A 25,953-nucleotide genomic window follows, 5' to 3' on the forward strand; every position below is an offset into this window, starting at 1 on the left:
CGGCGCAGCATGGCGGGTCTAAGAGTGCGGACCTGACTCACCTGGAGCCGCGCAAATGTCTCTGAAATCAAAGACCGCCGTCGTCACCGGCTCCACCAGCGGCATCGGCCTGGCCTATGCGCGGGCCATGGCGGCGCAGGGCGCCAATGTGATGATCAATGGCTTTGGCGCAGCCGACGCCGTTGAGGCCGAGCGGGCGAAGATCGAGGCCGACTTCGGGGTGCGATGCGCCTATTCCCCCGCTGACATGACCAAGCCGGACGAGATCGCCGCGATGGTCGCCCTGGCCGAGCAGACCTTTGGCTCGGTGGACGTGCTGATCAACAACGCCGGAATCCAGCATGTGGACCCGGTGGAGAACTTCCCGCTGGAGAAGTGGGACCAGATCATCGCCATCAACCTGTCCTCGGCCTTCCACGCCATTCGCGCCGCCCTGCCGGGGATGAAGGCGCGCAAGTGGGGCCGGATCATCTCGACGGCCTCGGCCCACTCGTTGGTCGCCTCGCCGTTCAAGTCGGCCTATGTCACCGCCAAGCACGGCCTGGTCGGCCTGACCAAGACCGTGGCGCTGGAGGCCGCGGCGTTTGGCGTCACCGCCAACTGCATCAGCCCAGGCTATGTCTGGACGCCGCTGGTGGAGAACCAGATCCCCGACACCATGAAGGCTCGCGGCCTGAGCCGGGACGAGGTGATCAACAACGTCCTCCTGGCCGCCCAGCCCACCAAGCAGTTCGTCACCGTCGACCAGGTGGCGGCGATCGCGGTCTTCCTGTGCTCGGACGCGGCGTCCCAGATCACGGGGGCGAACCTGTCGGTGGACGGGGGTTGGACGGCGGCTTGATCGCCAAGCTGCTCCCCCTCTGGGGACGCGCTCAACAATGTCATCCCGGTTTTCGCATCAGCGAAAGACCGGGACCCATAGACACCGATCTAGCCGGAGAACCCTGCGCATATGGGTCCCGGATAAGCGCTACGCGCTTTCCGGGATGACACCCGCAATCTTGGCCACCTCGGGCGGGATCGCCGCGCGCTTCTTTTCGTCCAACGGAAAGTCGTAGACGGCGGTGGAGCCGTAGCGATTGGGGGCTTGCGGGTCGTGGCGGCGCTTGTCGAAGGCCACGACCCGGGAGCCGAGCTTGAAGGCTTCCTTGATGTCGTGGGTGACCATCAGGATGGTCAGCTTGTGTTCGCGCCAGAGCTCCAGGATCAGCTCGTGCATGTCCAGGCGCACGCCGGGGTCCAGGGCGCCGAAGGGCTCGTCCAGCAACAGGATGCGGGGGCGGGTGATCAGGGCCTGGGCGATGGCCAGGCGCTGCTGCATGCCGCCGGACAGGGCGGCGGGATAGGTCTTCAGATTGTGGCCCAGGCCCACCCGGTCGAGCAGGGCGCGGGCCTCGTCGCGGACCTGACGCTTGGCCTTGCCGGAGAGGCGGCCGGTGAGGCGCGCGCCTGAGCACTCTGGGCCGAACATCACGTTCTGCAGGGCGTTGAGGTGCGGGAAGACCGAGTAGCGCTGGAACACCACGCCGCGGTCAGGGCCAGGTTCGGGGGCGAGCGGCTCGCCATCCAGCAGGATGCGGCCGCGGCTGGGCGCCTCCTGACCGAGCGCCAGGCGCAGGAAGGTGGTCTTGCCGGCCCCCGACGGACCGATGATCGAGACGAAGGCGCCGTCCTCGATATCGAGATCGACCTTTTCGAGCACGATCTTGTCGCCGTACTCGACCCAGACATTGCGGAAGGACAGGGCCGACATCAGTGCGCCCTCCGGGGGTGAGCCCAGCCGTAGAAGCCGCGGCTCCAGGCGACGAGGGCGAGGTCCATGATCACCGCCAAGAGGGTGATCCAGACGACGTAGGGCAGGATGATGTCCATCGACAGATAGCGACGGACGAGGAAGATCCGGTAGCCCAGGCCGACATCGGCGGCGATGGCTTCGGCGGAGATCAGATAGACCCAGGCGGGGCAGAGGGAGAGCCGCAGGTTCTCGATCAGGCGGGGCAGGGCCTGGGGCAGGGCGACGCGGATCAGGGTCAGCCAAGCGCCGGCGCCCAGGGTCTGGGCCTTGACGATCTGCTCTTCGGGCAGGGCGCGGACGTGGCCGGCGAGGTCGCGGACCATGACCGGGGTCACGCCCACGAAGATCAGCACAATCTTCGAGACCTCGCCCAGGCCGAAGACGATGAACAGGATCGGCAGGACGGCGATGGGCGGGATCACCGAGATGGTGGCGGTGACGGGCCCAAGACCCGCGTTCACATAGGGAAACAGGCCGATCACCAGGCCGAGGACCAGGGTGGTGGCGGCGGCCAGACCCATGGCGATTCCCAGCCGGCGCAGGCTGGCCTTGGTGTCGGCGACGAGGGGCACCTCGCCGGTGCGCGGGTCGACCTCGAAAGCCATGGTCTGCACGGCTTCCGCCATGGCGGCGGGGATCGGGGTGATCTTGTCGCGGGGGTTTTCCGAGTGGCGGGCGCTGGCCACGCCCAGATAGAGGAGGGCCAGGGCCAGGATCGGCAGCAGGCCCAGGAGGAAGCGGGCGCCGCCCCCCGGCCGGGCGTTCAGCAATCGGCGCATGGGGCGGTCACCACTTCCAGTCTCTAGGGCAGTCTCAGGTTCAGGCTCAGAGCTTGCCGTCGGCGGCGAGCTGGACCCAGGTCGGGTCGTAGCGCAGCTTCACATTGGCCGGGTCGCCGAGGATCTTGCCGCCCGGGAACTCGATGCCGATGTCGTCCACCGACTTCGCGCCCTGGCCGAACAGGCCGATCTGGAAGCTGAACTTGCGCACCCGGTCATTGGCGGTGACCAGATCCGGGCTGGTGGTGGCCGCCAGCGCCATCTTCGGATCGTAGTAGAGGTGAGTGGTCTTCAGCTGGGCCTCGTAGCCGGCCAGGTCGGTGCCCGACAGCTTGGCCATGGCCTCGCGGGCCGCCTTGCCCTCGGCGTCCTGGCGATACATCAGCTGGGTGGTTTCGTACCAGATGCCGGTCAGGGCCTTGACCAGGTTGGGGTTGGCCTTGGCGACCTCGGTGGAGATGACCAGGGTGTCGAGGATCTCGCCCGGGATCTTGGAGGAGTTGAAGACCTCCTTGGCGCCGGCCATCTTCTTGATCTCGGATAGCTGCGGGTTCCAGGGCACGACGGCCTTGGTCTCAGGCGCGGAGAAGGCGGCGACGATGTCGGCGTCGGAGGTGTTGACCACCTTGACGTCGGTGAGCTTCAGGCCGGCGCTCTCCAGGCCGCGGGCCAGGAGGTAGTGCGACACCGAGTTTTCCACCAGGTTCACCGGCCGGCCCTTGATGTCAGCCAGGCTGGCGCCGTTCTTCAGGACGATCCCGTCATTGCCGTCGGAATAGTCGCCGATCATGACGACCGTGGTGTCCTTGCCAGAGGCGGCGGGGATGGTGAGGGCGTCCATGTTTGTGGAGGTCACGCCGTCCAGCTTGCCGGCGGTGAACTGGTTCAGGCTTTCGACGTAGTCGTTGATCTGGACGACCTTGATCTTGACCCCGTACTTGTCGGCCCACTTCTTCACGATGCCGCTCTGCTCGGCATAGGGCCAGGGCATCCAGCCGGCGTAGATGGTCCAGCCGATGGTGTATTCCTTGGCCGCGGCGGCGGCGGGCGCCTGCGCCTTGGTCTCGGCCTTCTGACCGCAGGCCGCCAGCGCCAGGCTGGCGGCGGCGACCGTCGCCGCGACGCGAATTCCGTTAAGCCACTTGGTCATGCTCGTTCCCTCGAAGCGGCGATCGGAGCCCAGCGCCGATCCTCGCGGGTATTACAGACTGTGGAGTTCGTAATATTCCAAGCCGCGCTGCGCCTCCTGGCGCGACACAGCGCGCGGCGCCGGAAAACTACGCACCGAGGCCGGCTGCTGATCGCGCAGGGGTCAATTTCCCGGCGAGGGGCGCGGGCGTGGAAAGGGCGCTTGGGTGTTACGAGCGCCGCCATCCGTAATAATCGCAGCCGTGAAGGAGCCAGGCATGCCCAAGGATTTTCAGGCCTTGCCGGTGGTGGACATCTCCGGCCTGTCCTCCGGCGATCCCGCCGCGCGCCAGGCCTGCGCCGAGGCGCTCGGCCGCGCCGCCCGTGAGGTGGGTTTTCTCTATGTGACCGGGCATGGCCTGGCAGAGGCGCTGTTCGACGACCTGCTGGGCCAGGCCAAGCGGTTCTTCGCCCGGCCGATGGCGGACAAGATGGCCTGCTATATCGGCGGCTCGGTCAATCACTCCGGCTATGTGCCGGAAGGCGAGGAGGTGTTCGCCGACGGCAAGATTGATCGCAAGGAAGCCTTCGACGTGGGCCAGGATCGGCCGGACGCCGACGGGTCCGAGCCGATGACGGGGCCGAACCTGTGGCCGGACGACCCGGCCTTCAAGGCGGCGGCCAGCGCCTATTATGCGGCGGTGGCGGGGCTGGCGCGGCGGCTGTTCGGAGGCTTTGCGCTCGCCCTGGGCCTGCCGCAGGATCACTTCGAGCCGCACCTGACGGCGCCGTCGGCTCAGTTGCGGCTGATCCACTATCCCTTCGACGCCGACGCTCCGCCGGACCAGCAGGGGATCGGGGCGCACACGGACTATGAGTTCTTCACCCTGCTGCGCGGCACCGCGCCGGGGTTGGAGGTGCTGAACGGCGAAGGCGCCTGGATCGACGCTCCGCCGGTGGCGGGCGCCTTCGTGGTCAATATCGGCGACATGCTGGAGGCCTGGACCAACGGGGTGTTCACCGCGACCACCCACCGGGTGCGACGGGTGGCGGAGGAACGCTACAGCTTCCCGTACTTCGCCGCGTGCGACTATGCGACGGTGGTGGAGCCGCAGGCCGCCTTCGTGACGCCGGAGCGTCCGGCGCGCTATCCGCGGCTGGTCTCCGGCGACCACCTGTTCGCCCAGACCGTGAAGACCTTCCAGTACCTGAAGCCCCTGCGCGAGACGGTGGGCCAGACCGCGGCGTTCGGGCGGGTGGAGGGGCGGTAGCTTCCTATACTGTCCGCCCCTCCAGCCAGGGCCAGGTGGACGCGGTGATGCGCCAGGCGCCGTCGGGCCCGATGACGCCGAAGCTTATGCGCATCGACAGGGCGTCGATGGCGGTGGCGCGGTCGCCGGCGGCCAGGGCGGCCTGCACGATCTCGGCCAGGGTGGCGCCGGGGGGCAGGGGGAACTCCCGCTCGGTGATGTCCATGAAATAGCCGCCGGCCCGCACGCGCAGACCGTCCTCGCGCCGCCAGGCCTGAAGGTCACCGCGGCTTTGCGGGTCGCGGCGCCAGATCTCCTGGTAAGGCGTGTGGATCCCGTCCTCGATCATCAGGTCGCCGTCGAGGCGGAAGGCGCCTTCGTCGGGGACGCCGGAGGGCGGCTGGTAGTCCAGGTCGCGGCGCCAGAAACAGACCCCGTCGCCGACGCTGAGCTCGCCCGCGAACCCCTGGACCGCGGCCAGGTCCAGGAGCTCGGCGTCGGAGTAGTCCGCGAAGCAGGTGGCGCCCGGCCGCGCCGGTCGGTCGGCAGGGACGCGGAGATCGGCGTACCAGCTGGAGGTCTGGAGCCACACGACGGTGGTGGTTTCGTCCCGGCCGCCGTCGGGCGTGGTGATCAGCTCGCGGCGCCAAAGGCCGGTGAGGTCGGCGGGGACGGACATCGGATCAGGGCCTCCAGGCGTGCAGCCGACCCTGGCACGCCGTCGCCGCGGCGATGAGCAAAACGGCGCCTGCGAGGCAGGCCTTCGCCTGAATCGCCGTCAGATCGAACAAATGCCAGGCGTCGGCGCTTTTGGGCGTCATTTCGTTTACAGGCGATGATTTGCGTGCACACTCATCCATGTGAAGCGAGATTTGGGCTTCATTTTTTGAAATTGGATTGAAAACCGGCGCGGTGGGCGGCCCAGGGTGGCGGCGGTGACGGGTTTCGGCGCTCTGCGGGGGAAGATGATGAAGATGAAGTCGAAAAGCTTGGCGGCCCTCCTGATGGCCGGGGCCATGGCCCTGCCGGCCGCGGTGGCGCACGCCGAGGCGACGCCGGCCATGCGCGAGGCGGCGACCGCGGGCGTGGACGCCCGGGCCAAGCTCGCCCAGCAGATGGTCGATCAGGTGTTCTCCTACGCCGAGCCGGGCTTCCAGGAGTTCAAGACCTCGGAATATCTGACCGGCATCCTGGAGAAGAACGGCTTCAAGATCACCCGCGGCGTCGCCGGTATCCCCACCGCCTGGACGGCGACCTGGGGCGAGGGCGGACCGCTGGTCTCCCTGGGCAGCGACATCGACGGCCTGCTGGGCCTGTCCCAGTATCCGGGCATCGGCGACATCAAGCCGATGGTCGAGGGCGCGCCGGGCCACGGCGAGGGCCACAATTCCGGCATGCCGCTGATGGTGGTCGCCGCCCTGGCCGCCAAGGACGTGATGGAGAAGAACAAGATCCCGGGCCGGCTGATGCTGTGGCCGGGGGTCGCCGAGGAACTGCTGGCCACCAAGGCCTTCTATGTGCGCGAAGGCATGTTCAAGGGCGTGGACGCCTCGATCTTCGTCCACGTCGGCCGTGATTTCTCCACCGGCTGGGGGCCCGGCGGCAACAATGGCATGGTCTCGGTGGAGTACACCTTCCACGGCAAGACGGCGCACGCGGCGGGCCAGCCCTGGGACGGTCGCAGCGCGCTCGACGCCGTCGAGATCATGGACACCGCCTGGAACTTCCGGCGCGAGCACCTGCCGATCACCCAGCGCTCGCACTATGTGATCACCAATGGCGGCGGCCAGCCGAACATCGTCCCCGGCGTGGCCTCGGTCTGGTATTACTTCCGCGAGAACGACTTCCAGTCGATCCGCAAGCTCTATGAACTCGGCAACAAGATCTCGGAAGCCGCCGCCATGGCGACCGACACGACGGTCGAGCACCACGTCCTGGGCTATGCGGCCCCGAACTATTCCAACCGGCCCCTGGCTGAGGCGGCGTTCAAGAACATCCAGGCGGTCGGCATGCCGCAGTGGAGCGACGCGGACAAGGCCTTCGCCGCCCGGGTGCAGAAGGCCAACGGTTTCAAGCCGACGCCGCTGTCCACAGAGGTGACGCCGCTGTCGACGCCAGAGACCCGCGGGCCGTCCACCGGCGGCGGCTCGGACGACATCGGCGACGTGATGTGGAACGTGCCCACCATCACCATCCGCTATCCGTCGAACATTCCGGGCGCCATCGGCCACAACGTGACCTCGGCCATGGCGATGGCGACGCCCATCGCCCACAAGGGCGTGGTGGTCGGCGCCAAGGCGGTCGCCCTGACCGTGCTGGACATCATGACCACGCCCAAGCTGGTGGCCGACGCGAAGGACTGGTTCCAGAACGTTCAGCTCAAGGACGACAAGTACGATCCGGTGCTGAGCGCGGCCGACAAGCCGGCCATCTGGCTGAACACCGACACGATGTCGAAGCTGCGTGCGAAGATGGAGCCCTTCTACTACAACCCCAAGAAGTACGACACCTATCTCGACCAGCTGGGCATCAAGTATCCAGACGGCACGGTCAAGTAACCGCTCGACCCACACCGTGCCCGGCGTCGACCTTGGTCGGCGCCCTACCGGGGAGGCGCAAGGCCCGCGCCTCCCCGGTTCGATTCCGGGCTCAGCCCGCCGGGTCCTGGAAGACGATGGGCGGCGGGTCCTGGCTCATCACCTGACGCATGACGAAGCTGGAGCGGATCTTGGCCACGTGAGGCAGGGTCGATAGCTCGCTGCGATAGACCCGGTCGTAGTCCTGGAACGACTTCACGTGCAGCATGATCAGGAAGTCGGTGTCGCCGGAGACGAAGCCGCAATAGGAGACCGAGGGGCACTTCACCACCTCGCGCTCGAACTCGATCAGCGCCTTCTCGTTCTGCGAGCTCAGCTCGATGGCGACGAACACCACCACACTGTAGCCGAGCAGCGGCATGTTCAGGTTCGCTGAATAGCTCAGCACCGCCTGACGCTCTTCCAGGCTCTTGCGCCGACGGGCCACTGCGGTGCTGGAAAGATTGATTTTCTCTCCCAACCAGACGTCAGAAGCCCGTCCGTCCGCGCAAAGCTCCTTTAGGATGCGATAATCCACGTCATCCAGGTCGAGCTGTTCCGATTTCGACATTGAACCTCCGTGTCCGTGCATAATTCAGTAGCACATCGGTCTTTTCGACGACGAATTTCCACATTTCGCAAGTCGTTTTCCGGGGCTCCCCTAGTCTTGGACTCGTGAAGGCCGGGAAACGGGCGTCGATCAAGGTCGTCGCCCGGCAGCCGGCCAAGGGGGGAACGCGCAAGACGGACCTGGGCGACGCGAACGCCGGGGTCTTCGGGGCGCGAGTTGGGGATGGCGTCGCTGAACGCGGAGCGGCGGAAAATCCCTTGTACTCAAGATGTTAAGCGACGCGTCGAGGTGAGCTCGGCGCGTGGGGGGTCGCTTAGTCTCTCACAGGACGACGCGGCGAAGAGTAACGGGCGGCCTGGTCCGCCCCTCAACTGAACTCGAGGCCGAGGACAATTATGAGCAACTCGACGAAATTGCAGTTCGCCAACAGCGTGCGGCGCTACGCCCTCGCCACGGCCAGTGTGACCGCCCTTTTGACCAGCGCGCCCCTGGCGCTTGCGGACGACGCGGCGGCCAAGGATCCGGAACTCGAAGAGGTGGTGGTCACCGGCTCGCGCGTGGTGCGCGACGGCTATGACGCGCCGACCCCGGTGAACGTTCTGGGAGCGGACGAAATCAAGGCGGCCGCGGCCCCGAACATCGCTGACTTCGTCAACACCCTGCCTTCGGTGGCGGGCTCGGCCACCGCCGCGAACTCCGCCGGCAGCCTGTCCAACGGCCAGGCCGGGATCAGCGCCCTGAACCTGCGCGCCCTGGGCACCGGCCGGACGCTGGTGCTGTTTGATGGCCAGCGCTCTGTGGTCTCGGCGGCGACGGGCCAGGTGGACACCAACACCTTCCCGCAGGCCCTGATCAGCCGGGTGGAAGTGGTGACCGGCGGCGCGTCCTCGGCCTACGGGTCCGACGCGGTCGGCGGGGTCGTCAACTTCATCCTCGACAAGGACTATACCGGGGTGAAGGCGACCGCCGAATACGGCGAGACCACCTACGGCGACAACGAGAACTGGAAGTTCAACCTGACCGCCGGCGCCAAGTTCGCCGGGGGCCGCGGCCATGTCCTGTTCAGCGGCGAGCGGGTGCGCCAGGACGGCGTGCACTATTACAGCCGCGACTGGAACAAGAGCGGCTACTTCGGGGTGCGCAATCCCGACACCTCGGCCGGCGCGCCCTGGTTCATTGTCTCCAAGAATGTCGGCATCTCGGCCTATACGCCGGGCGGCCTGATCACCAACACGGCGCTCAAGGGCACCTATTTCGGGGTCGGCGGTGCGGTCAACCAGCTGAACTATGGGGCGGTGACCGGCCAGTGGATGATCGGCGGCGACTGGAAGTATTCCTCCAGCGGCATGAATGGCACCAACAGCCTGGCTCCTGACGAGGAGCGCGACAGCCTGTTTGGTCGGGTGAGCTATGAGCTGACCGACCACCTCAGCGTCTTCGGTCAGGCCTCCTACGCCAAGTATTCTGGCCTGTCCTACTACATCAATCCGACCCAGACCGGGATCGTGATCCAGGCCGACAACGCCTACCTGCCGGCGTCGGTGAAGGCCCAGATGACGACCCTGGGCCTGAAGACCTTCACCATGGGGACCAGCAACGCCGACATGCCGGCCTCGGGCTCGAACAATGAGCGCGAGACCTGGCGCTATGTCGCCGGGATCAATGGTGACTTCGAGGCCTTCGGCCTGGCGGTCGACTGGGACGGCTACTACCAGCACGGCAAGACCGAGACCCTGGAGCTCGAGACCCCGACCTGGAACACGGCTCGCCTGACGCTGGCCACTGATGCAGTGGTCAATCCGGCCAACGGCCAGATCGTCTGCCGCTCGACCTTGACCAACCCGACCAACGGCTGCGTGCCGCTGAACCGCTTCGGGGTCGGCGTGGCCAGCCAGGCGGCGCTGAACTACGTGCTCGGCACCCCCTGGCGGACCCAGGAATTCAAGCAGGATGTTGCGGCGGTCAACTTCCGCACGAACAGCATCGAAGGCTGGGCGGGGCCGATCTCCCTGGCGGTGGGCGCCGAGTACCGCAAGGAGAGCATGGACGGCTATGTGCCGACCGAATACCAGGCCAGCGGCTGGAAGTACGGCAACTACAAGGTCACCAAGGGCGACCTGAACGTCAAGGAAGCCTATGTCGAGGTCCTGATCCCGCTGCTCAAGGGCCTGGATCTGAACAGCGCTGGTCGGTACACGGACTATTCCACCTCCGGCGGCGTGAAGACCTGGAAGATCGGCCTGACCTATTCGCCGATCGACGACATCACGTTCCGCGCGTCGCGGTCGCGCGACATCCGCGCCGCCAACATGAGCGAGCTCTATGACAGCGGCACCGCCCGCTCGAACTCGGTCAATATCAACGGCGCCTCGGTGGCCTTCGTGCAGAACCTGCAGGGCAATCCCGCGGCGGCGCCGGAAGTGGCCGACGGCTATGGGGTCGGGATCGTGGTGCAGCCGCGCTTCCTGCCGGGCTTCGCGGCCTCAGTGGACTACTACGACATCAAGGTCGACGGGGTGATCAGCTTCGTCACCGCGCAGCAGACGGCGGATTACTGCACGATCAACAAGATCGCCGCCTACTGCAACAACATGATCTATTCTGGCGGTGTGCTGCAGACGATCAACCTGTACTACGCCAACCTGAACAAGATGATCGCCCGCGGCCTCGACGTGGAGGCCTCCTACCGGGTCAACCTGGCGGATCTCTATGAGCCGCTGGCGGGTGACCTGGCCCTGCGTCTGCAGGCCACCCACTATATCGAGAACGTCACGGACGACGGTGTGACGGCGATCAACCTGGCGGGGGCCAACACCTCCAGCACGCCGGACTGGGTCTACCGCTTCTCGGCGTCCTACAAGCTGGACGACTGGAAGTTCGACCTCACCGCCCGCGGGGTGAGCGACGGTGTGGTCAGCAACGCCTACACCCAGTGCCTCTCGGCCTGCCCGGCCAGCGTCTCGCCCTACTTCACCATCAACGACAACCACGTTGATGGGGCCCTGACCTGGGACCTGGCGGTCAACAAGTCCTTCGAGATCAACAATATGGATCTCGAGACCTACTTCTCGATCAAGAACCTGTTCAACAGCGAACCGGTGCTGGTGGCCAACCCCGCCAACCTGGGGGCCGAGAACACGGTGGGCTATCTGCAGACCAACCGCACCCTCTATGACGTCATGGGCCGGACCTTCCGGTTCGGCGTGCGGATGGAGTTCTAGGCGATTGAAGAGCCGCCCCGGTTCGCCGGGGCGGCTATAGTTCGACCCCAAGCGTAACCCCGGGGGGATTCGATGAGACCAGGACTTCGCCGCGCCATGCTTCGTCCCGCCGTCCTGGCGCTGTTCGCCGCGACGGCGCTGTCGTCCACCGTGGCGGTCGGGGCGCCTGTGACGCCTGCAGCCCCGGCCCCCGCAACCCAAACCCTGTTCGGGGTGAAGTCGGATGCGGCGAGCGGCAAGATCCTCATCACGCTTCCGGCGCCCGGCGCTGACGGCGTGCTGGGTCGCTACATCTACGCCACGGGCCTGCGCACCGGCCTGGGCTCGCCCAATATCCGGCTGGATCGCGGCATGCAGGGGCCTGACCAGCTGGTCGTCTTCCGCCGCTATGGCAAGAAGATCGCGGTCCAGTTCGAGAACCCGACCTACCGCGCCACCGGCGCCAGCGCCGCCGAACAGGCCGCGGCCCGGGACTCCTTCGCCTTCACCACCGTGTGGATGACCGACATCGCCCAGACGGAGGCCGACGGGCGGATCACCATCGACATCGCGCCCTTCCTGACCAAGGACATGATCGGCGTCGCCCAGGAGTTGGCTCAAGGCGGGGCCAAGGGCTATCGGCTGGCGGAAAACCTCAGCACGCCGGATTTCAGCGCGACGGCGGCCTTCCCCGACAATGTCGAGTTCGAGGCCCTGCAGACCTTTCAGACCGACACGCCCGGCGGCGAGGTCGCGCGCCTGGTTCCCGATCCGCGCCAGCTGAGCCTGGTGACCCACCATTCCTTCGTACGCCTGCCAGAGCCTGGCTACACGCAGCGCCTGTTCGATCCGCGCACCGGCGGGTTTTCGACCCCGGTGGTCGATTTCGCCAAGCCGCTGGGGGAGAGCCTCGTCTACCAGCTGGCCAACCGCTTCCGGCTGGAGAAGGTCGATCCGAGCGCGCCGCGCTCCAAGGTCAAGAAGCCGATCATCTTCTATATCGACCCGGCCGCGCCCGAGCCGGTGCGCACCGCGGTGATTGAGGGCGTGGGCTGGTGGTCGCAGGCGTTTGACGCCGCGGGCTTCATCGACGGGTTCCAGGCCAAGCTGCTGCCGCCGGGCGTCGATCCGCGCGACGTGCGCTACAACATGGTCAACTGGAGCAACCGGGCGACGCGGGGCTGGTCCTACGGCCAGGTGATCACCGATCCGCGCACGGGCGAGATCATCAAGGGCAACGTGGTTCTCGGCTCGCTGCGCATGCGCCAGGACATGATCATCTTTGAAAGCCTGGTGGGGACGGATGGGGTCGGCAAGGGCGGACCCAATGATCCGGTGGAGGCGACCCTGGCGCGTCTGCGCCAACTGGGCGCCCACGAGGTCGGCCATGCCCTGGGCTTCATGCACAACTTCGCCGGATCCACCCAGGGCAAGACCTCGGTGATGGACTATCCGGGGCCGCAGATCGACCTGAAGGACGGCAAGCTCGACCTGAGCAACGCCTATGCGGTCGGGATCGGCAGCTGGGACAAGTTCACGGTGGACTGGCTGTATGGCCAGGCCGCGCCGGGTGTTGAGCCCGAGGGCGAGGCCCGCGCCAAGGTGGCCAGGATGGTGGCCGCTGGAACCCGCTACATCACCGATATCGACGGCCGCGCACCGGATACGCCCAATCCCTGGGGCAGCATGTGGGACAACGGCGATGATCCGTCTGCAGAATTAATCCGCATGCTGAGCGTCCGAGGGGTGGCCATCGCCGGCTTCGGCCAGAAAGCGCTCTTGCCCAATGAGCCGGTGGCGGCCCTGCGGCGTCGCTTCGTGCCGGTCTGGCTGCTGCATCGCTACCAGGTGGAGGCGGCGGCCAAGATGGTTGGCGGGATCGACTATGTCTATGCGGTGAAGGGGGATGGAACCCCGCCGGCCCGGCCGGTGGCGGCCGCGACCCAGCGCGCGGCCCTGGACGCCTTGCTCGCCACCCTGTCGGCGGAAATCCTTACGGTTCCGGATGTTCTGGTCGGCGAACTGTCGGCCGGGATCAATGGCGCGCCGGACCGGCAGAGCGATATCGAGGTGATGGACACCGCCAGCGCCGCGGCCTTTGACCCCCTGGTGGCGGCGGATGTGGGCGCGGAGGTGACATTGAACACCCTGCTGGCGCCGGCCCGCCTGACGCGGGTTTACGAGCAGCACCGCCGCGACCCGGCGAATCTTGGTCTGGACGAACTGGTCGATCAGCTGCTGACGAAAACCGTCAGTAGGCGGAATAGCGACCTCGAGCGACGGATCGCCTATCGCACGGTGTTGGCCCTGGCCAAGGCGGCGCATGATCCGGAGACGTCGCCCGACGTGGCCCTCGTGCTGACCGCGCGGCTCGACGCCTTGGCGGCGCAGCTCGCCAAGGGCGGCGACGCCTGGTCCCGCGGCCTTTCGCGCACCCTGTCCGATCCGGATCTCCTGGAGAAGGAACTGGCCAAGGCGCCCCGCGCGCCCTCCGTGCCGCCTGGCATGCCGATCGGCGCGGAGACTGGCTGGATGGACGACGTCATGTGAATTCCGGTCGGCGTTCGCAAACCCGCGGGCACGTCCCCGCCGACAGGAACAGCGGCCCTGGATGAGCTCCCATCCGGGGCCGCGTCTTATTCGGGCTTGCGGAACACCGTGTGGTCGATCCGCTCCAGGGCCAGATCCGCCCCCGCCATGGACTCCGAGTGGCCGACCACCAGGTAGCCCCCCGGCGCCAGGCGGTCGGCGAGCCGCCGTAGAACCCGCGCCTGGATGGCGTGATCGAAATAGATCAGCACGTTGCGACAGAAGATCAGATGGATCGGGTCGCCGACGGGATAGACCGGATCCATCAGGTTGAGCCGGGCGAAGGCCATCTTGGCCCGCAACTCCGGCGCGATCCGCACCAGGGGCCGCCCGTCGGTCGAGACCCGGACATATCGGCGCCGGATGTCAGCGGGAATGGTCTGGGTGAGGGGGGCTTCGAAGATGCCCTGCTGGGCCACCGCCAGGACACGGCTGCAGATGTCGGTGCCCAGCACATGATAGTCGAGGCCGGGCGTGCGGTCGGCGGCGGCCTGCAGCATCATGGCGATCGAATAGGGCTCGGGGCCGGTGGAGCAGGCGGCGCTCCAGGCGCGGATCTTGCGCACCCCGGCCTCCAGCAGGCTGGGCAGCATCTGCTGGCTCATCAACTCGAAGTGCCGGGGTTCGCGGAAGAAGTCGGTCTTGTTGACCGTCGCCGCGTCGATCAGTTCGACCGCCTCCGTCGCCAGGCCGCCCCCCTCCAGCACGAAGGCCAGATAGTCCTCGAGGCTTTTGAAGCCCGCAGTGATGCGCCGCCGCCGCAGGTTGGTCTCAAGCATGATGCGGCGGCTGGGCGGGGTGCGGATGCCGGCGCGCGCCTCGACGAATTGGGCGATCCGCGCAAAGGCGTCCGCGTCCAGCAGGTCAGACGCGGATGGGTCTTCGGCGAAGGGCGGGGTGAGCGCGCCCGTCTGTGGAGGCGTTGCGAATGCGAGCATGGCGTCCCGGCCGCGGATAGGCGGCCTTCCTTAGGCCTCTCTTTGAGGCCGCCGTGCTTAAGCGGAGGTAAGGGTGGGTCGTGGCGCAGCCCCGGGGCGACCCGCAACGGGGGGCGTATGGTTTCCCGGCCTTGTCAGGGCGCGAGGTCAGGCGTCGAAGGCCAGGCCCCGGACGCGGGCGACGTGAAAGTCGCCGCTGACTGACAGCACGATCCAGTCGCCCGGGCGGGCGACTTCCTGGCCCTGGGGTGTGGCCACCTGGATCAGGCCGCTGGGGTCGATCATGGCGCCGCACTCGCCCAGCCACATCTGCAGGGCGCTCCAGTTGCGCGCATCATCGGGCCCCGGCACGCGCAGCGCCGCTCCGTGATCGAATTTCGCCGCTCGTGAACGCCGCATGTCTCGCCTGCCGTAGTCGGGAGACCGATTCGCACCTGAGTCGGTATCGAGGGTCTTAATGGCCGTAAATGAGGTGCGCCGTCCGTCGGCCGCCCGCCGCCGGGATAGATTTTCTGGCGCCCCTGCCAAGTTTAATCCGATATGCCCGATAGGGATAAACGGATTATGTCCCCCTCATGTCCAATCTGGGAGGGGATGCCCACATGAACTCGACCACGAAATCCGCGCGACCCGCGCGCACCGCCTTCCTGGCCTTGCTGTTCGCCAGCGCCGCCTCGTCCGCCCTGGCCGACGCGGCGGCCGACGTCACCAATGTCGAGGAGGTGACCGTCACGGCCCGCCGCCGGGAGGAAACGGTGCAGGAGATCCCGCTGGCCGTGTCGGTGATCGGCGGCAAGCAGATCGATCAGGTTGGCGCCTTCAACGTCAATCGCCTGACCCAGCTCGCGCCGACCCTGCAGTTCTATTCGTCGAACCCGCGCAACACCTCGGTGAATATCCGTGGCCTGGGCGTGCCCTTCGGCCTGACCAGCGACGGCTTCGAGCAGGGCGTCGGGATCTATGTGGACGATGTCTATAACTCGCGGGTGGCCGCGGCGACCTTCGACTTCCTGGACGTGGCCCAGATCGAGGTGCTGCGCGGGCCCCAGGGCACGCTCTACGGCAAGAACACCACGGCCGGCGCCATCAACATCACCACCAACCAGCCGACCTTCGACTTCCAGGCCAAGGGCGAGGTGTCGGTGGGCGATCTGGACTATCGCCAGGTGAAGGCGGCGGTGTCCGGGCCGCTGTCGGAGACGGTCGCGGCCCGTCTGGTGGTCAGCTCCACCAGCCGCCGCGGCACGATCTACAATGTGGCCCGCAAGGTCTGGATCAACGAACAGGACAATCTGGGCGTCCGCGGCCAGCTGCTGTTCCAGCCCAATGACAATCTGAATATCACGCTCAGCGCCGACTACAGCGCCCAGGACGCCGAGTGCTGCGCCCAGATCTATGTGCGCACCGGAGCGACCCAGCGGCCGCTGGCCCGGCAGTACGCCGCCCTGACCACGGCCCTGAACTACGCCGTGCCCAGCACCAATCCCTTTGATCGCCTGACCGACACCGACGTTGACCTCAATGCCGGCAACAAGCTGGGCGGCGCCTCGGCCCGCGTGCTCTGGAACGTCGGACCCGGGACCCTGACCTCGGTCACGGCCTGGCGGTTCTGGGACTGGGAGCCGGTCAATGACCGCGACTTCCTGGGCCTGTCGATCGTCGCCAAGTCGCAGAACCCGTCGCAGCAGGACCAGTACACCCAGGAGCTCCGTTACAACTATACGGGCGAGCGCTTCGACTATGTGGTCGGCGCCTTCGCCTTCCACCAGCGGATCGACACCCAAGGCACCGAGGCCCAAGGCCCGTCCTCCAGCCGCTGGAACCTGACCGGGGCGCTGGCCAGCAATCCGGCGGTGCTGAACGGGCTCGTCGCCTACAACACCCAGTGGCTGAAGAGCACCAGCCTGGCCACCTATGGCCAGCTGAGCTGGAAGGTGACCGACGCCCTGACGATCCAGCCGGGCCTGCGGATCAATTACGACAAGAAGTCGGGCTACTATGAGCGCAAGGTCTTCGACGGCCAGGGCGCCCCGGTGCTCTATGGCCAGACCGACCCGATCAAGGTGGCCCAGCGCGGCATCCTGGCGCCTCAGGTCAGCGCGCCCAGCTTCAGCGACACCAATGTCAGCTACGACCTGACAGTCAGTTACAAGGCCGCGCCCGACGTGCTCGCCTATGCGACCTACGCCAAGACCTTCAAGACCGGCGGTATCAACCAGAACGGCCTGCCGGTGGACGCCGCGGGCAATCCGATCACAGCGGCCGGCGCGATCAAGCCGGAGTCGGTGCAGCACCTGGAAGCGGGCCTGAAGACCCAGTTCTTCGACCGCCGCGCCACCCTGAACGTCTCGCTGTTCCGCACGGAGATCGAGGATTTCCAGGTTACGGTGAGCAACGGGCAGTATGGCGTGCTGCGCGGCTATCTCGCCAACGCCGGCAAGGTGCGCAGCCAGGGCGTCGAGGCCGAGTTCAATGCTCAGCCTACGGAGCGATTCCGCGTTTACGCCAACGGCGCCTATACCGACGCCAAGTACCTTAAGTTCACCGATGCGCCGTGCCCGCCGGAACTGTCGGGCGGCACGACGGCGACCGCGGGCCAGACGCCGAGCGCGCCGGGCGTGGCCGGTGGGATCAGCCCGGGCAACTGCGACATCTCCGGCCAGCGTCTGCCGGGGATCTCCAAGTGGTCGGCGTCCTATGGGGCCGAAGCGAACCTGCCGGTGACCCTGGTCGGGCATGCGGGCGAGGCCTACCTGGCTTTTGACGGCAGCTATCGCTCGGACTTCTCGTCCAACCCGTCGCCCTCGGCCTACACCAATGTGAAGGGCTACGCCCTGGCCAACTTCCGGGCCGGCTTCCGCACGCCGGGCGGGTTCGATGTCTACGCCTGGGCGCGCAACGCCTTTGACGAGGAGTATTTCGAGTTCCTGGCCCTGGGCCCGTCCAACACCGGCCTGGTGGTCGGCCAGCCGGGGGATCCGCGCACCTTCGGGGTGACCCTGAAGGCGGCCTACTGACCCAAGGCGGCGAGGCGGGGAAACAGGCGTTCGGCGTTCTCGCGGGCCACGGCCCGCAGGTCGTCGGGCGTCAGCCCCGCCTCGAGCTGGGCGATGTTGCGGGCGACGCCCATCTCGGGAGTGAAGGGCCAGTCGCTGCCGAACAGGATGTGGTCGAGGGGAGCGAGCGCACGCAGGACCGCCAGGCTGACCGGATGGCCTGAGAGGGCGACGTCGTAGTAGAGCCCCTGCAGCGCCTCGAAGGCTTCCTGCTCGGACACCGGCCTTGGGGTGATGAAGGGCAGATTGGCGAAGGCGGCGATGCGGGCGGCCAGGGAGGGCAGGGCGCCGCCCGCGTGCGGCACGATCACCTTCAGGTCCGGGCAGGTCTGGAGGGTGCGGTTGTAGATCAGGTCGGTGACCGTCCGCGTCGTATCTAGCGGGAACTCCAGCAGCGGCGCGGGCCGGCCGAGGGCCACCGCGTCGAAACAGGCGGGGCTGGTGGGGTGGAGAAAGACGGTCGCCTTGCGCCGGTTGAGCTCGGCGAAGATGGGCGTGAAAAGTTCCGTACCCAGATAATGTCCGTCGACATTGGTCTCCAGGATCACGCCGTCGACGCCAAGCTTGTCGAAGGCGTAGGCGATCTCGGCCAGCGCGGCGTCGATGTCGGGCAAGGGCAGGGTGGCGAAGAAGCCGAACCGCACCGGGTGAGCGCGCACCAGAGCGGCGCCGGCCTCATTGATCTCCCGGACCAAGCCCGGCCGCTCGGCCAGGGGCAGGAAGTGGGCCGAGGGCGAGGACAGGGAGACCATGGCGGTCTCGATCCCCTGGCGGTCCATCATCTCCAGGGCCGCGGCCTCGCTCCAGGCCGGAACGGGCATGCCCCCGTCGACGGTGCGAAGGCCAGCCCGGTTGAGCGCCTCGGCGTAGACCGGCGGCAGGAAGTGCTGGTGGACGTCGATACGCCCGCAGGGGCAGACGCCCATCAGAAGGTGTCCAGGTCGCGGGCGAAGTGGGTCGGGCCTGAATACTCCGCCGCGATCTGGGCGGCCGCGCCAGGTATCTCGGCGTCACGCAGGGCGATGTGGGTGAGGACAAGGGCCTTGGCGCCGCAGCCCTTGGCCAGCTTGCCGACCTCTTCAGGGGCCATGTGCTCCTGGCGGAAGTGAGCCTCGACGATGGGCAGGGCGTAGGCGGGCACGTCCGGGCGCCGGCGGCGGATGTCCTCGATGGCCAGCTTGGGATCCATAATCTCGCTGACCAAAAGGTCAGAGCCCTGGCAGAGCTTGGCCACCTCGGCGCTCGGGCCGGTGTCGCCGGTGAACAGGATCGCGCGGCCCGGCGCCTCGAACCGGTAGGCCACGGACAGGGGACGGCCCTTGGCGGGCAGCGTGTCGTAGTGGCTGTTCTCGATGGCCTTCACCGTGATCTCGCCGACCGGGACACTGGCCCCGGAGGCCAGTTCCACGACGCTCAGGCCGAAGTCGGGGCCGCCTGTGCCCGGCGCCCGCATGGTGCTGACCGCCTGGGTTCCGGGGCCGATGGCGGCGATCAGGTGATCTACGGTCTCCTTCAGGCCGGGCGGGCCATAGAGGGTGAGCGGTGTAGTGTAGCCCGCCTGGTAGCGCAGGCTGAGCAGGCCGAAGAGCCCGCCGGTGTGGTCGAAGTGCAGGTGGCTGATGAAAACGGCCTTCAGGTCGCCAATGGCCACGCCGGCCCGAGCCAACTGGTCCGCGGCGCCGTCGCCGGCGTCGACCAGGATCGCGTCGCCGCCATAGCGGACCAGGCTGGAGGCCTCGAAGCGCTGCGGATTGGGGATCGGGCCGGAGTTGGTGCCAAGGGTGGTGAAGGTCAGCTTCGGCGCCTCCGCCGCGCCCGCCGCCATCGGCAGGGCCAGAGCCCCAGCCAGCATCATCCCCGCCAGGCGTGTCGCACGGCCCATGGTCGCCCCCCTTGGAACACGGGCGTTCGCGCCCTTGGTCCAAGGGGTATCAAAAATGACTAATCAGTCAATGTTTGATCGTCAGCCCTTGAGGATCAGGCCGGAGATGATGTTGCGCTGAACCTCGCTGGAGCCGGCGTAGATCGTCGCCGCGCGGTCGTTGAGGTAGAGCGCGGTGGCGGTCATGGCGTCCGTGGGGCCGACCCCGGACTGAAGGTCCAGGGCGTGCAGGGCGCCCGACTGGTCCGGGGCGGCATAGGCCCCGGCCATGTCCTGGGCGGCTTCATCGACCAGCTGCAAAAGCTCCGTGCCCTGAAGTTTCAGCATCGAGCTGGCCGCGCCAGGGTTTTCGCCCCGCGACAGCTTGGAGACGATGCTGTGCTCTGTGGCCTCCAGGGCGTCGATGGAGGCGGCGAGGCTGGCCAGCCGGGTGCGGACGGGATCTCCCGGGCGGTTGAGGCCGCGATCATCGGCCATCGTCCGCAGACGGGACCACCGGCGGCGCAGGCGCGGCGCGTACTGGCCGCCGCGCTCGTGGCTGAGCAGGAACTTGGCGACGCCCCAGCCCTCGTTCTCCTTGCCGACCAGGGCGGTGACCGGCACGCGAACCTGGTCGAAGAACACCTCGTTGACCTCGTGGTCGCCGGCCAGGGTGATGATCGGTCGGACCGTGATCCCGGGCAGGTCCATGTCGAAGACCAGGAAGCTGATCCCCGCCTGGGGCTTGCCCTCGGTGTTGGTGCGCACCAGGCAGAAGATGCGGTTCGACCAGTGGGCGTGGGTGGTCCAGATCTTCGAGCCGGTGATCACGTAGTGGTCGCCGTCGCGCACCGCCCGGCACTGCAGACTGGCGAGGTCCGAGCCGGAGCCCGGCTCGGAATAGCCCTGGGCCCACCAGTCCTCGCCGGTGGGGATGCGGGGCAGGTAGGCGGCCTTCTGCTCCGGCGTGCCGAAGGCGATCAGAACGGGCCCCAGCATACCGGTGGCGTTGGGAGTTACGGGCGGCGCGTCGGCGGCCACCAGTTCGCTGGCGAAGATGTAGCGCTGGACCACGCTCCAGTCGCAGCCGCCATACTCCACCGGCCAGTTCGGCACGGCCCAGCCGCGGCGGTTGAGGATCGAGAGCCACTTCTGGGCCGGGGGCCGGTCGCAATAGACCCCGGCGCACAGGCGGCCGGCCAAGCGCAGGTCCTCGGTCAATTCGGCGTCGAGAAAGGCGCGCACCTCGTCGCGGAAGGCGAGGTCGGCGGGGCTCAGGTCCAGGCTCATGGGTCAGCCCTTGCGCGCGGCGAAGGCGGCGATGCGGTCGCGCATGTCGGGGCCGACACCCTCGCCGCGATAGACCTCGTGCGCCAGGCCGGCGGGCAGGGGCAGGCCGTCCGTGTGGTCGAGCAGCCGCTTGTTGGCCGCGTGGCTGAAGCTGGAATTGGCGGCGATCTCGGCCACCCAGGCGTCGATCCCGGCCTCGAAGGCGTCGTCGGCGAAGCAGGTGTTGGCCAGGCCCATGGCCTCAGCCTCGCGGCCGGAATAGGTGCGGCAGGTGAACATCATCTCCCGGGCCTTGGCCGAGCCGACGCGGCGCGGCAGGCGCTGGGACAGGCCCCAGACGGGGGTCAGCGCCCACTTGGCGTGGGTGTCGGCGAACTTGGCGCTCTCGGCGGCCAGGATCAGGTCGCCGGAGAGGGCGAGTTCAAGCGCGCCGGTGTAGCAGTGGCCATGGACGGCGGTGATGACGGGCAGGGGCAGGTTTGTGATCCGCTCGATCACCTTGGACTGGTAGTTGGGCTCGGGCAGCTTCTCGCCGGCGGCGATATCGCCGAGGTCGTGGCCGGCCGAAAAGCAGCGCCCGGCGCCGCGCAGCACCACGACGGCGACGCCGGACGGATCGGCGGCGATAGCCTTCACATGGGCGTCGAGGGCCTCGAACACCGGCACGTTCAGGGAGTTCAGCTTGTCCGGCCGGTTGAGGATGAGATGCGCCGCGGCGCCCCGCTGTTCGCGCAAGACCAGGTCCGACATCGCATTCCTCCTATCGTTTGCGCGATAGGAGGACGCTCACCCAAAGGCAGTCAATCGGGGCTTGGCCTTAGGCCAGGTCCGCGTAGCCCGCATAGGAGTGCTTGAGCGAGGCGTGGTTGAGCAACATCTCGCCGACCAGTCGCGCGCCCGTAGCGTCGAAGATCGAGGTCTTCACCCAGTAGGATTCGGTGCGCTTGCTCTCAGCCAGGGCGACGATCTCGCGGCGCAGGACATAGTCCTCGCCCACGAACAGGGGGCCGTCGATCAGCCGGATCTGCTGGTCGGCGAACAGGCCGACGGCCGGACCCTTCACCGGGAACTGGGCCTCGCGGCTGGAGTATTCGGCCAGCACGCTGATCATCTCCAGCGGGATGATGGCCCGGCCCCAGGGCGAGGCCTTGGCGTCCGAGTACCAGGGGGAGTTTTCGGTGATCGCCGCCAGCTTCTGGTTCAGGCTGAAGGGATAGAGGGCGCCCATGTTCTGGTCCGGGTCCATGCGGACCCGCTCGTCCCTGGCGCCGGTCATGCCGACCTTGAGGTCCTCCAGGATCAACAGCTTGCCGGGCGGGCGCAGGGCGGCCATGCGCTGTTCGAGCAGGGTGGGGCCGTCCGCGTCGCCCAGGCTGACGCTGGCCTCCAGCACCGGAGTGCCGTCGGCCTTCTCGGCCCAGGCGCGGGTGGTGGTCGCGCCGTCCTTGGGCAGCTCGACAAAGGCGCGGACGCTTTCGCCCTCAACCACCATGTTCAGATAGTGCGAGGAGATGCAGCCACGCTCGTACCAGGCCTGGCCCCAGATCTTCTCCATCAGCGGCGGGAACAGGCTGAAGTGCGTGGGACCCTCGATGGGGCCGGCCCGGAAGCCCAGCTTCTCGGCCATGGCGTCGTCATGGATGGAGGCGTGGCCGCCGTACTCCTGCTCCTGCAGCATCTGGCGGGGCTGGCGCAGGGGGCCGCAGAGGGCAAGGGGCGTGTCGAAGCTCATCGGTGGGGTCCTATTGGAAGGTGGCCAGCTCAGGGTGCTTGGGCGTGCAGGTGCGATAGAAGGCGGCGAGCTTGGCCATGTCGGCCTCATAGTCGCCCGTGGGCATGACCGCCTCGGCGAGGCCCGCGACCTTGCGCTTGTAGTCCATCATCCCACAGACCATCGGCACGCCGGCGCCCAGGGCGATGTGGTAGAAGCCGGACTTCCATTCCCGGGCGCGGCCGCGGGTGCCTTCCGGCGCGATGGTCAGCATGAACTCGTCGCGGACGGCGAACTCATCGATCATCGCCTGGACCATGTTGTTGGCCTTGGAGCGGTCGATGGGCACCCCGCCCAGCTGGCGCATCATGCCGCCGAACGGCCAGCGGAACAGCGAGGCCTTGCCCATGAAGCTGAGATCCAGGCCCAGCGCCTTGGACGCCCCGATGAAATAGACGAAGTCCCAGTTGCTGGTGTGCGGCGCCGCGATCAGCACGAACTTGCGCGGATGGGGCGCTGAGCCCTCCACCTTCCAGCCTTGCAGCGCGAACCACGTGGACAGGGCCCAACGGACCGTGCCCGCGACCAGGCCCAACTTCGCCATGACGCCTCCACTCCCCAATGAACCGGATCATGGCCCGGCCCGGCGGGAAGGACAAATTGTCTATCACCCTCGTTGGGGAAAGCGCCGCTGCGGCATCTGGCCGGACCGGTCCCGAGGCCTATAGTGCGGCGCCTCAAGTACAGGCCGGAAAACGCCAGGAGTTCCCATGACACAGCGCCCCCTTCACCCCGAGACCCTTGTGCTGCACGCCGGCTGGCGGGCTGATCCGGGCACCGGCGCGGTGGCCCCGCCGATCTTCCAGACCACCTCGTACCAGTTCAATGACGCCGAGCACGCCGCCAACCTGTTCGCCCTGAAAGAAGGCGGCAACATCTATACCCGGCTGGGCAACCCCACGACCGGCATCCTGGAAGCCCGCATCGCGGCGCTGGAAGGCGGCGCGGCGGCGTTGGCCGTGGCCTCGGGCCAGGCGGCCTCGGCCTATTCGATCCAGAACCTGGCCCGGGCGGGCGACAACGTGGTGTCGTCCACCGACCTCTATGGCGGCACCTGGAACCTGTTCGCCAACACCCTGAAGGACATGGGGATCGAGGTCCGCTTCGTGGATCCGTCGGATCCTCAGGCCTTCCTGAAGGCCAGCGATGAGCGCACCCGGGCCTGGTACATGGAGACCCTGCCCAATCCGAAGCTGGTGGTCGCGCCGATGGCCGAGATCGCCGCGCTGGGCCGGCCCCTGGGCATCCCGCTGATCGTCGACAACACCGCGGCCCCGCTGCTCTGCCGGCCCTTCGAACACGGAGCGGCGATCGTGGTCTATTCGACCACCAAGTTCATCGGCGGCCACGGCACCTCGATCGGCGGCATGATCGTCGATGGCGGCAATTTCGACTGGGCCGCGCACCCGCAGCGCCAGCCGAACCTGAACACCCCCGACCCCAGCTATCACGGCGCGGTCTGGAGCGTGGCGGCGGCGCCCATGGGGCCGGTGGCCTATGTGCTGCGCGCCCGCACGGTGCTGCTGCGCGACCTGGGCGCGGCCCTGTCGCCCTTCAACGCCTTCCAGATCCTGCAGGGCCTGGAGACCCTGCCCCTGCGCATGGCCCGCCATTGCGAGAACGCGGTCAAGGTCGCGGCTTTCCTGAAAGGCCGCGATGACGTGACCGCCGTGATCCACCCCTCGGTGCAGACCGGCGTCCAGGCGGAGCGGGCGAACCGCTACCTGAAGGGCGGGCTTGGCGGCCTGCTGGGCTTTGAGCTGAAGGGCGGCCGCGAGGCGGGCCGGAAGTTCATCGACGCGCTCGAGCTATTCTACCACGTGGCCAATATCGGCGACGCGCGCAGCCTGGCGATCCACCCGGCCTCGACCACCCACTCGCAGCTGACGCCGGAAGAGCAGGCGCAGTCGGGCGTGTCGGAAGGCTATGTGCGCCTGTCCATTGGCCTGGAGCACATCGACGACATCCTGGCCGACCTGTCCCAGGCCCTCGACAAGGCCAAGGCCTGACACGAAGACGCCCGCCCCACGGTCTCGCGGGGCGGGCGTCCGGTCTTTGGCGTCGTGCCCGCCTAGACGAACATCTTGTCCAGGCGGCCGCGGACGATCTGCGTCGCCTCGGCGATGATCCGGTCCATCAGTTCCTGAACGGTGGGGATGTCGTGGACCAGGCCCGCGACCATGCCGCAGGACCAGGCGCCGGCGTCCATCGCGCCCTCGGTCATGATCTTCGGGTAGACCCCGGCGACCTCGGTGATGATGTCCTCGAACTTCAGCTGGTCGCCCAGCTCCCGTTCCTTCTGCAGCAGGCGCTCCACGCCGGCGTTGGTCAGCACGCGCTCGGTGTTGCGCAGGGGGCGCATGACCAGGCGGGTGTCGAGCTCGCTGGCGGCGACGATGGCCTGCTTCACGTTTTCATGCACCGGGGCTTCCTTGGTGGCGATGAAGCGGGTGCCCATGTTCATGCCGTCGGCGCCCAGCGACAGGGCCGCCACCAGGCTGCGGCCGTCGGCCATGCCGCCGGAGGCCAGGAAGGGGATCTTCAGTTCTTCGGCCGCACGCGGCAGCAGGATGAAGTTCGGCACGTCGTCCTCGCCCGGGTGACCGCCGCACTCGAAACCGTCCACGCTGACCGCGTCGCAGCCGATGGCCTCGGCCTTCAGAGCGTGGCGGACGCTGGTGCACTTGTGGATCACCTTGATCCCGTTCTCCTTCAGGATCGGCAGCCACTTGGCCGGATTGTTTCCGGCGGTCTCGACGATCTTCACGCCGCCCTTCACGATGGCCTCGACGTAGCCCGGATAGTCGGGCGGGGTGACCGAGGGCAGGAAGGTCAGGTTCACGCCGAAGGGCTTGGAGGTCATCTCCCGGCAGCGGGCGATTTCCTTGGCGAGGTCTTCCGGCGTGCGCTGGGTCAGGCCGGTGATGATGCCCACGCCGCCGGCGTTGGACACGGCTGCGGCCATCTCGGCGAAGCCGACATAGTGCATGCCGCCCTGCATGATCGGGTGCTCGATGCCGAGCATTTCGGTGATGCGGGTCTTGATGGCCATGTGTGCGCGCTCCCTGGTCGCCGCCCGTCGCGGCGGCTCTTGATCCTCTCGGCCTGAACGGCCGGCGGCGCGGATCATAGGGCTTCGCGACAGCGTG

The 25,953-nt window shown here is 67.5% G+C and carries 21 protein-coding genes; 7 read left to right on the forward strand and 14 right to left on the reverse strand.

Translation table 11 applies throughout. The annotated features are described in order from the left end of the window. The first annotated feature begins 55 nt into the window (after window positions 1-55). Entirely contained in the window at window positions 56-841 is a 786-nt protein-coding gene (locus tag ACFQ27_RS00855; protein ID WP_374345490.1) for a 3-hydroxybutyrate dehydrogenase, read from the forward strand. A 129-nt stretch (window positions 842-970) separates the two neighbouring features. Here the strand turns inward: ACFQ27_RS00855 and ACFQ27_RS00860 are convergent, their stop codons facing one another. The 3 genes from ACFQ27_RS00860 to ACFQ27_RS00870 are packed head-to-tail and all read right to left on the reverse strand — an operon-like array spanning window position 971 to window position 3,724. Continuing rightward, window positions 971-1,753: an ABC transporter ATP-binding protein gene (locus tag ACFQ27_RS00860; RefSeq protein WP_374345489.1), complete on the reverse strand. Its 783-nt coding sequence runs from the start codon at window positions 1,751-1,753 to the stop codon at window positions 971-973. After that, on the reverse strand, window positions 1,753-2,574 hold the full coding sequence (locus tag ACFQ27_RS00865; RefSeq protein WP_377352036.1) for an ABC transporter permease: 822 nt from the start codon (window positions 2,572-2,574) through the stop codon (window positions 1,753-1,755). The genes ACFQ27_RS00860 and ACFQ27_RS00865 overlap by 1 nt, the downstream gene beginning before the upstream one ends. A 46-nt stretch (window positions 2,575-2,620) precedes the next feature. Next, on the reverse strand, window positions 2,621-3,724 hold the full coding sequence (locus tag ACFQ27_RS00870) for a putative urea ABC transporter substrate-binding protein (protein ID WP_377352037.1): 1,104 nt from the start codon (window positions 3,722-3,724) through the stop codon (window positions 2,621-2,623). 256 nt (window positions 3,725-3,980) lie between these two features. Here ACFQ27_RS00870 and ACFQ27_RS00875 point away from each other — a divergent pair, with 256 nt between their 5' ends. Then, entirely contained in the window at window positions 3,981-4,973 is a 993-nt protein-coding gene (locus ACFQ27_RS00875; protein WP_377352038.1) for an isopenicillin N synthase family dioxygenase, read from the forward strand. 4 nt (window positions 4,974-4,977) lie between these two features. On the opposite strand, the gene ACFQ27_RS00880 is transcribed toward ACFQ27_RS00875, so the two are convergent. After that, entirely contained in the window at window positions 4,978-5,631 is a 654-nt protein-coding gene (locus ACFQ27_RS00880) for a hypothetical protein (protein ID WP_377352039.1), read from the reverse strand. A 295-nt stretch (window positions 5,632-5,926) separates the two neighbouring features. On the opposite strand from ACFQ27_RS00880, the gene ACFQ27_RS00885 reads away from it, so the two are divergent. Then, the gene (locus ACFQ27_RS00885; protein WP_377352040.1) at window positions 5,927-7,510 is read left to right on the forward strand and encodes an amidohydrolase; all 1,584 of its coding nucleotides are present in this window, start codon (window positions 5,927-5,929) and stop codon (window positions 7,508-7,510) included. A 91-nt stretch (window positions 7,511-7,601) separates the two neighbouring features. Here the strand turns inward: ACFQ27_RS00885 and ACFQ27_RS00890 are convergent, their stop codons facing one another. Beyond that, window positions 7,602-8,099: an Lrp/AsnC family transcriptional regulator gene (locus ACFQ27_RS00890; RefSeq protein WP_374345483.1), complete on the reverse strand. Its 498-nt coding sequence runs from the start codon at window positions 8,097-8,099 to the stop codon at window positions 7,602-7,604. 395 nt (window positions 8,100-8,494) lie between these two features. On the opposite strand from ACFQ27_RS00890, the gene ACFQ27_RS00895 reads away from it, so the two are divergent. Together ACFQ27_RS00895 and ACFQ27_RS00900 are read left to right on the forward strand one after the other, a co-directional pair. Next, on the forward strand, window positions 8,495-11,320 hold the full coding sequence (locus ACFQ27_RS00895; protein ID WP_377352041.1) for a TonB-dependent receptor plug domain-containing protein: 2,826 nt from the start codon (window positions 8,495-8,497) through the stop codon (window positions 11,318-11,320). A 96-nt stretch (window positions 11,321-11,416) separates the two neighbouring features. Then, window positions 11,417-13,849 carry a zinc-dependent metalloprotease gene (locus ACFQ27_RS00900; RefSeq protein WP_377352042.1) on the forward strand — a complete coding sequence of 811 codons (2,433 nt, stop codon included), beginning with the start codon at window positions 11,417-11,419 and terminating at the stop codon, window positions 13,847-13,849. Window positions 13,850-13,935: 86 nt separating this feature from the next. Here the strand turns inward: ACFQ27_RS00900 and ACFQ27_RS00905 are convergent, their stop codons facing one another. Together ACFQ27_RS00905 and ACFQ27_RS00910 are read right to left on the reverse strand one after the other, a co-directional pair. Continuing rightward, window positions 13,936-14,826, reverse strand: a complete 891-nt coding sequence (locus tag ACFQ27_RS00905) for a CheR family methyltransferase (protein ID WP_377352043.1) — start codon at window positions 14,824-14,826, stop codon at window positions 13,936-13,938. Window positions 14,827-14,973: 147 nt separating this feature from the next. Continuing rightward, window positions 14,974-15,177, reverse strand: coding sequence for a hypothetical protein (locus ACFQ27_RS00910; RefSeq protein ID WP_374345479.1), 204 nt, complete (start codon window positions 15,175-15,177; stop codon window positions 14,974-14,976). Between the two features lie 251 nt (window positions 15,178-15,428). Between ACFQ27_RS00910 and ACFQ27_RS00915 the strand changes: the two genes are divergently transcribed. After that, window positions 15,429-17,843 (forward strand): TonB-dependent receptor, encoded by a 2,415-nt coding sequence (locus ACFQ27_RS00915; RefSeq protein ID WP_377352044.1) that lies wholly within the window; start codon window positions 15,429-15,431, stop codon window positions 17,841-17,843. Here the strand turns inward: ACFQ27_RS00915 and ACFQ27_RS00920 are convergent. The 6 genes from ACFQ27_RS00920 to ACFQ27_RS00945 form a co-directional block, all read right to left on the reverse strand. Next, the gene (locus ACFQ27_RS00920; RefSeq protein ID WP_377352045.1) at window positions 17,837-18,808 is read right to left on the reverse strand and encodes an amidohydrolase family protein; all 972 of its coding nucleotides are present in this window, start codon (window positions 18,806-18,808) and stop codon (window positions 17,837-17,839) included. The two genes, ACFQ27_RS00915 and ACFQ27_RS00920, sit on opposite strands and share 7 nt — an antisense overlap. Then, window positions 18,808-19,764 (reverse strand): MBL fold metallo-hydrolase, encoded by a 957-nt coding sequence (locus tag ACFQ27_RS00925; protein WP_377352046.1) that lies wholly within the window; start codon window positions 19,762-19,764, stop codon window positions 18,808-18,810. The genes ACFQ27_RS00920 and ACFQ27_RS00925 overlap by 1 nt, the downstream gene beginning before the upstream one ends. 81 nt (window positions 19,765-19,845) lie before the next feature. Next, window positions 19,846-21,033 (reverse strand): acyl-CoA dehydrogenase family protein, encoded by a 1,188-nt coding sequence (locus ACFQ27_RS00930; protein WP_377352047.1) that lies wholly within the window; start codon window positions 21,031-21,033, stop codon window positions 19,846-19,848. Between the two features lie 3 nt (window positions 21,034-21,036). Next, on the reverse strand, window positions 21,037-21,783 hold the full coding sequence (locus ACFQ27_RS00935; protein ID WP_374345474.1) for an enoyl-CoA hydratase/isomerase family protein: 747 nt from the start codon (window positions 21,781-21,783) through the stop codon (window positions 21,037-21,039). A gap of 67 nt (window positions 21,784-21,850) precedes the next feature. Then, window positions 21,851-22,765, reverse strand: a complete 915-nt coding sequence (locus ACFQ27_RS00940; RefSeq protein ID WP_377352048.1) for a hypothetical protein — start codon at window positions 22,763-22,765, stop codon at window positions 21,851-21,853. Between the two features lie 10 nt (window positions 22,766-22,775). Then, window positions 22,776-23,348 carry a lysophospholipid acyltransferase family protein gene (locus tag ACFQ27_RS00945; protein WP_374345472.1) on the reverse strand — a complete coding sequence of 191 codons (573 nt, stop codon included), beginning with the start codon at window positions 23,346-23,348 and terminating at the stop codon, window positions 22,776-22,778. A 166-nt stretch (window positions 23,349-23,514) separates the two neighbouring features. Here ACFQ27_RS00945 and ACFQ27_RS00950 point away from each other — a divergent pair, with 166 nt between their 5' ends. After that, window positions 23,515-24,813, forward strand: coding sequence for an O-acetylhomoserine aminocarboxypropyltransferase/cysteine synthase family protein (locus ACFQ27_RS00950; protein WP_374345470.1), 1,299 nt, complete (start codon window positions 23,515-23,517; stop codon window positions 24,811-24,813). 62 nt (window positions 24,814-24,875) lie between these two features. On the opposite strand, the gene ACFQ27_RS00955 is transcribed toward ACFQ27_RS00950, so the two are convergent. Further along, entirely contained in the window at window positions 24,876-25,856 is a 981-nt protein-coding gene (locus ACFQ27_RS00955; protein WP_374345469.1) for an NAD(P)H-dependent flavin oxidoreductase, read from the reverse strand. Window positions 25,857-25,953 lie beyond the last annotated feature (97 nt).

The organism is Phenylobacterium conjunctum, from assembly GCF_042679085.1.
In the GTDB taxonomy this organism is placed as follows: domain Bacteria; phylum Pseudomonadota; class Alphaproteobacteria; order Caulobacterales; family Caulobacteraceae; genus Phenylobacterium; species Phenylobacterium conjunctum.

Excerpts from the sequence above, each read along its gene's own strand:
- ACFQ27_RS00935 (WP_374345474.1), bottom strand. The coding sequence starts at position 21,783 with ATGTCGGACCTGGTCTTGCGCGAACAGCGGGGCGCCGCGGCGCATCTC.
- ACFQ27_RS00950 (WP_374345470.1), top strand. The coding sequence starts at position 23,515 with ATGACACAGCGCCCCCTTCACCCCGAGACCCTTGTGCTGCACGCCGGC.
- ACFQ27_RS00860 (WP_374345489.1), bottom strand. The coding sequence starts at position 1,753 with ATGTCGGCCCTGTCCTTCCGCAATGTCTGGGTCGAGTACGGCGACAAG.
- ACFQ27_RS00880 (WP_377352039.1), bottom strand. The coding sequence starts at position 5,631 with ATGTCCGTCCCCGCCGACCTCACCGGCCTTTGGCGCCGCGAGCTGATC.
- ACFQ27_RS00955 (WP_374345469.1), bottom strand. The coding sequence starts at position 25,856 with ATGGCCATCAAGACCCGCATCACCGAAATGCTCGGCATCGAGCACCCG.
- ACFQ27_RS00865 (WP_377352036.1), bottom strand. The coding sequence starts at position 2,574 with ATGCGCCGATTGCTGAACGCCCGGCCGGGGGGCGGCGCCCGCTTCCTC.
- ACFQ27_RS00925 (WP_377352046.1), bottom strand. The coding sequence starts at position 19,764 with ATGGGCCGTGCGACACGCCTGGCGGGGATGATGCTGGCTGGGGCTCTG.
- ACFQ27_RS00915 (WP_377352044.1), top strand. The coding sequence starts at position 15,429 with ATGAACTCGACCACGAAATCCGCGCGACCCGCGCGCACCGCCTTCCTG.
- ACFQ27_RS00940 (WP_377352048.1), bottom strand. The coding sequence starts at position 22,765 with ATGAGCTTCGACACGCCCCTTGCCCTCTGCGGCCCCCTGCGCCAGCCC.
- ACFQ27_RS00870 (WP_377352037.1), bottom strand. The coding sequence starts at position 3,724 with ATGACCAAGTGGCTTAACGGAATTCGCGTCGCGGCGACGGTCGCCGCC.
- ACFQ27_RS00885 (WP_377352040.1), top strand. The coding sequence starts at position 5,927 with ATGAAGTCGAAAAGCTTGGCGGCCCTCCTGATGGCCGGGGCCATGGCC.
- ACFQ27_RS00900 (WP_377352042.1), top strand. The coding sequence starts at position 11,417 with ATGCTTCGTCCCGCCGTCCTGGCGCTGTTCGCCGCGACGGCGCTGTCG.
- ACFQ27_RS00895 (WP_377352041.1), top strand. The coding sequence starts at position 8,495 with ATGAGCAACTCGACGAAATTGCAGTTCGCCAACAGCGTGCGGCGCTAC.
- ACFQ27_RS00875 (WP_377352038.1), top strand. The coding sequence starts at position 3,981 with ATGCCCAAGGATTTTCAGGCCTTGCCGGTGGTGGACATCTCCGGCCTG.
- ACFQ27_RS00890 (WP_374345483.1), bottom strand. The coding sequence starts at position 8,099 with ATGTCGAAATCGGAACAGCTCGACCTGGATGACGTGGATTATCGCATC.
- ACFQ27_RS00855 (WP_374345490.1), top strand. The coding sequence starts at position 56 with ATGTCTCTGAAATCAAAGACCGCCGTCGTCACCGGCTCCACCAGCGGC.
- ACFQ27_RS00945 (WP_374345472.1), bottom strand. The coding sequence starts at position 23,348 with ATGGCGAAGTTGGGCCTGGTCGCGGGCACGGTCCGTTGGGCCCTGTCC.
- ACFQ27_RS00905 (WP_377352043.1), bottom strand. The coding sequence starts at position 14,826 with ATGCTCGCATTCGCAACGCCTCCACAGACGGGCGCGCTCACCCCGCCC.
- ACFQ27_RS00930 (WP_377352047.1), bottom strand. The coding sequence starts at position 21,033 with ATGAGCCTGGACCTGAGCCCCGCCGACCTCGCCTTCCGCGACGAGGTG.
- ACFQ27_RS00920 (WP_377352045.1), bottom strand. The coding sequence starts at position 18,808 with ATGGGCGTCTGCCCCTGCGGGCGTATCGACGTCCACCAGCACTTCCTG.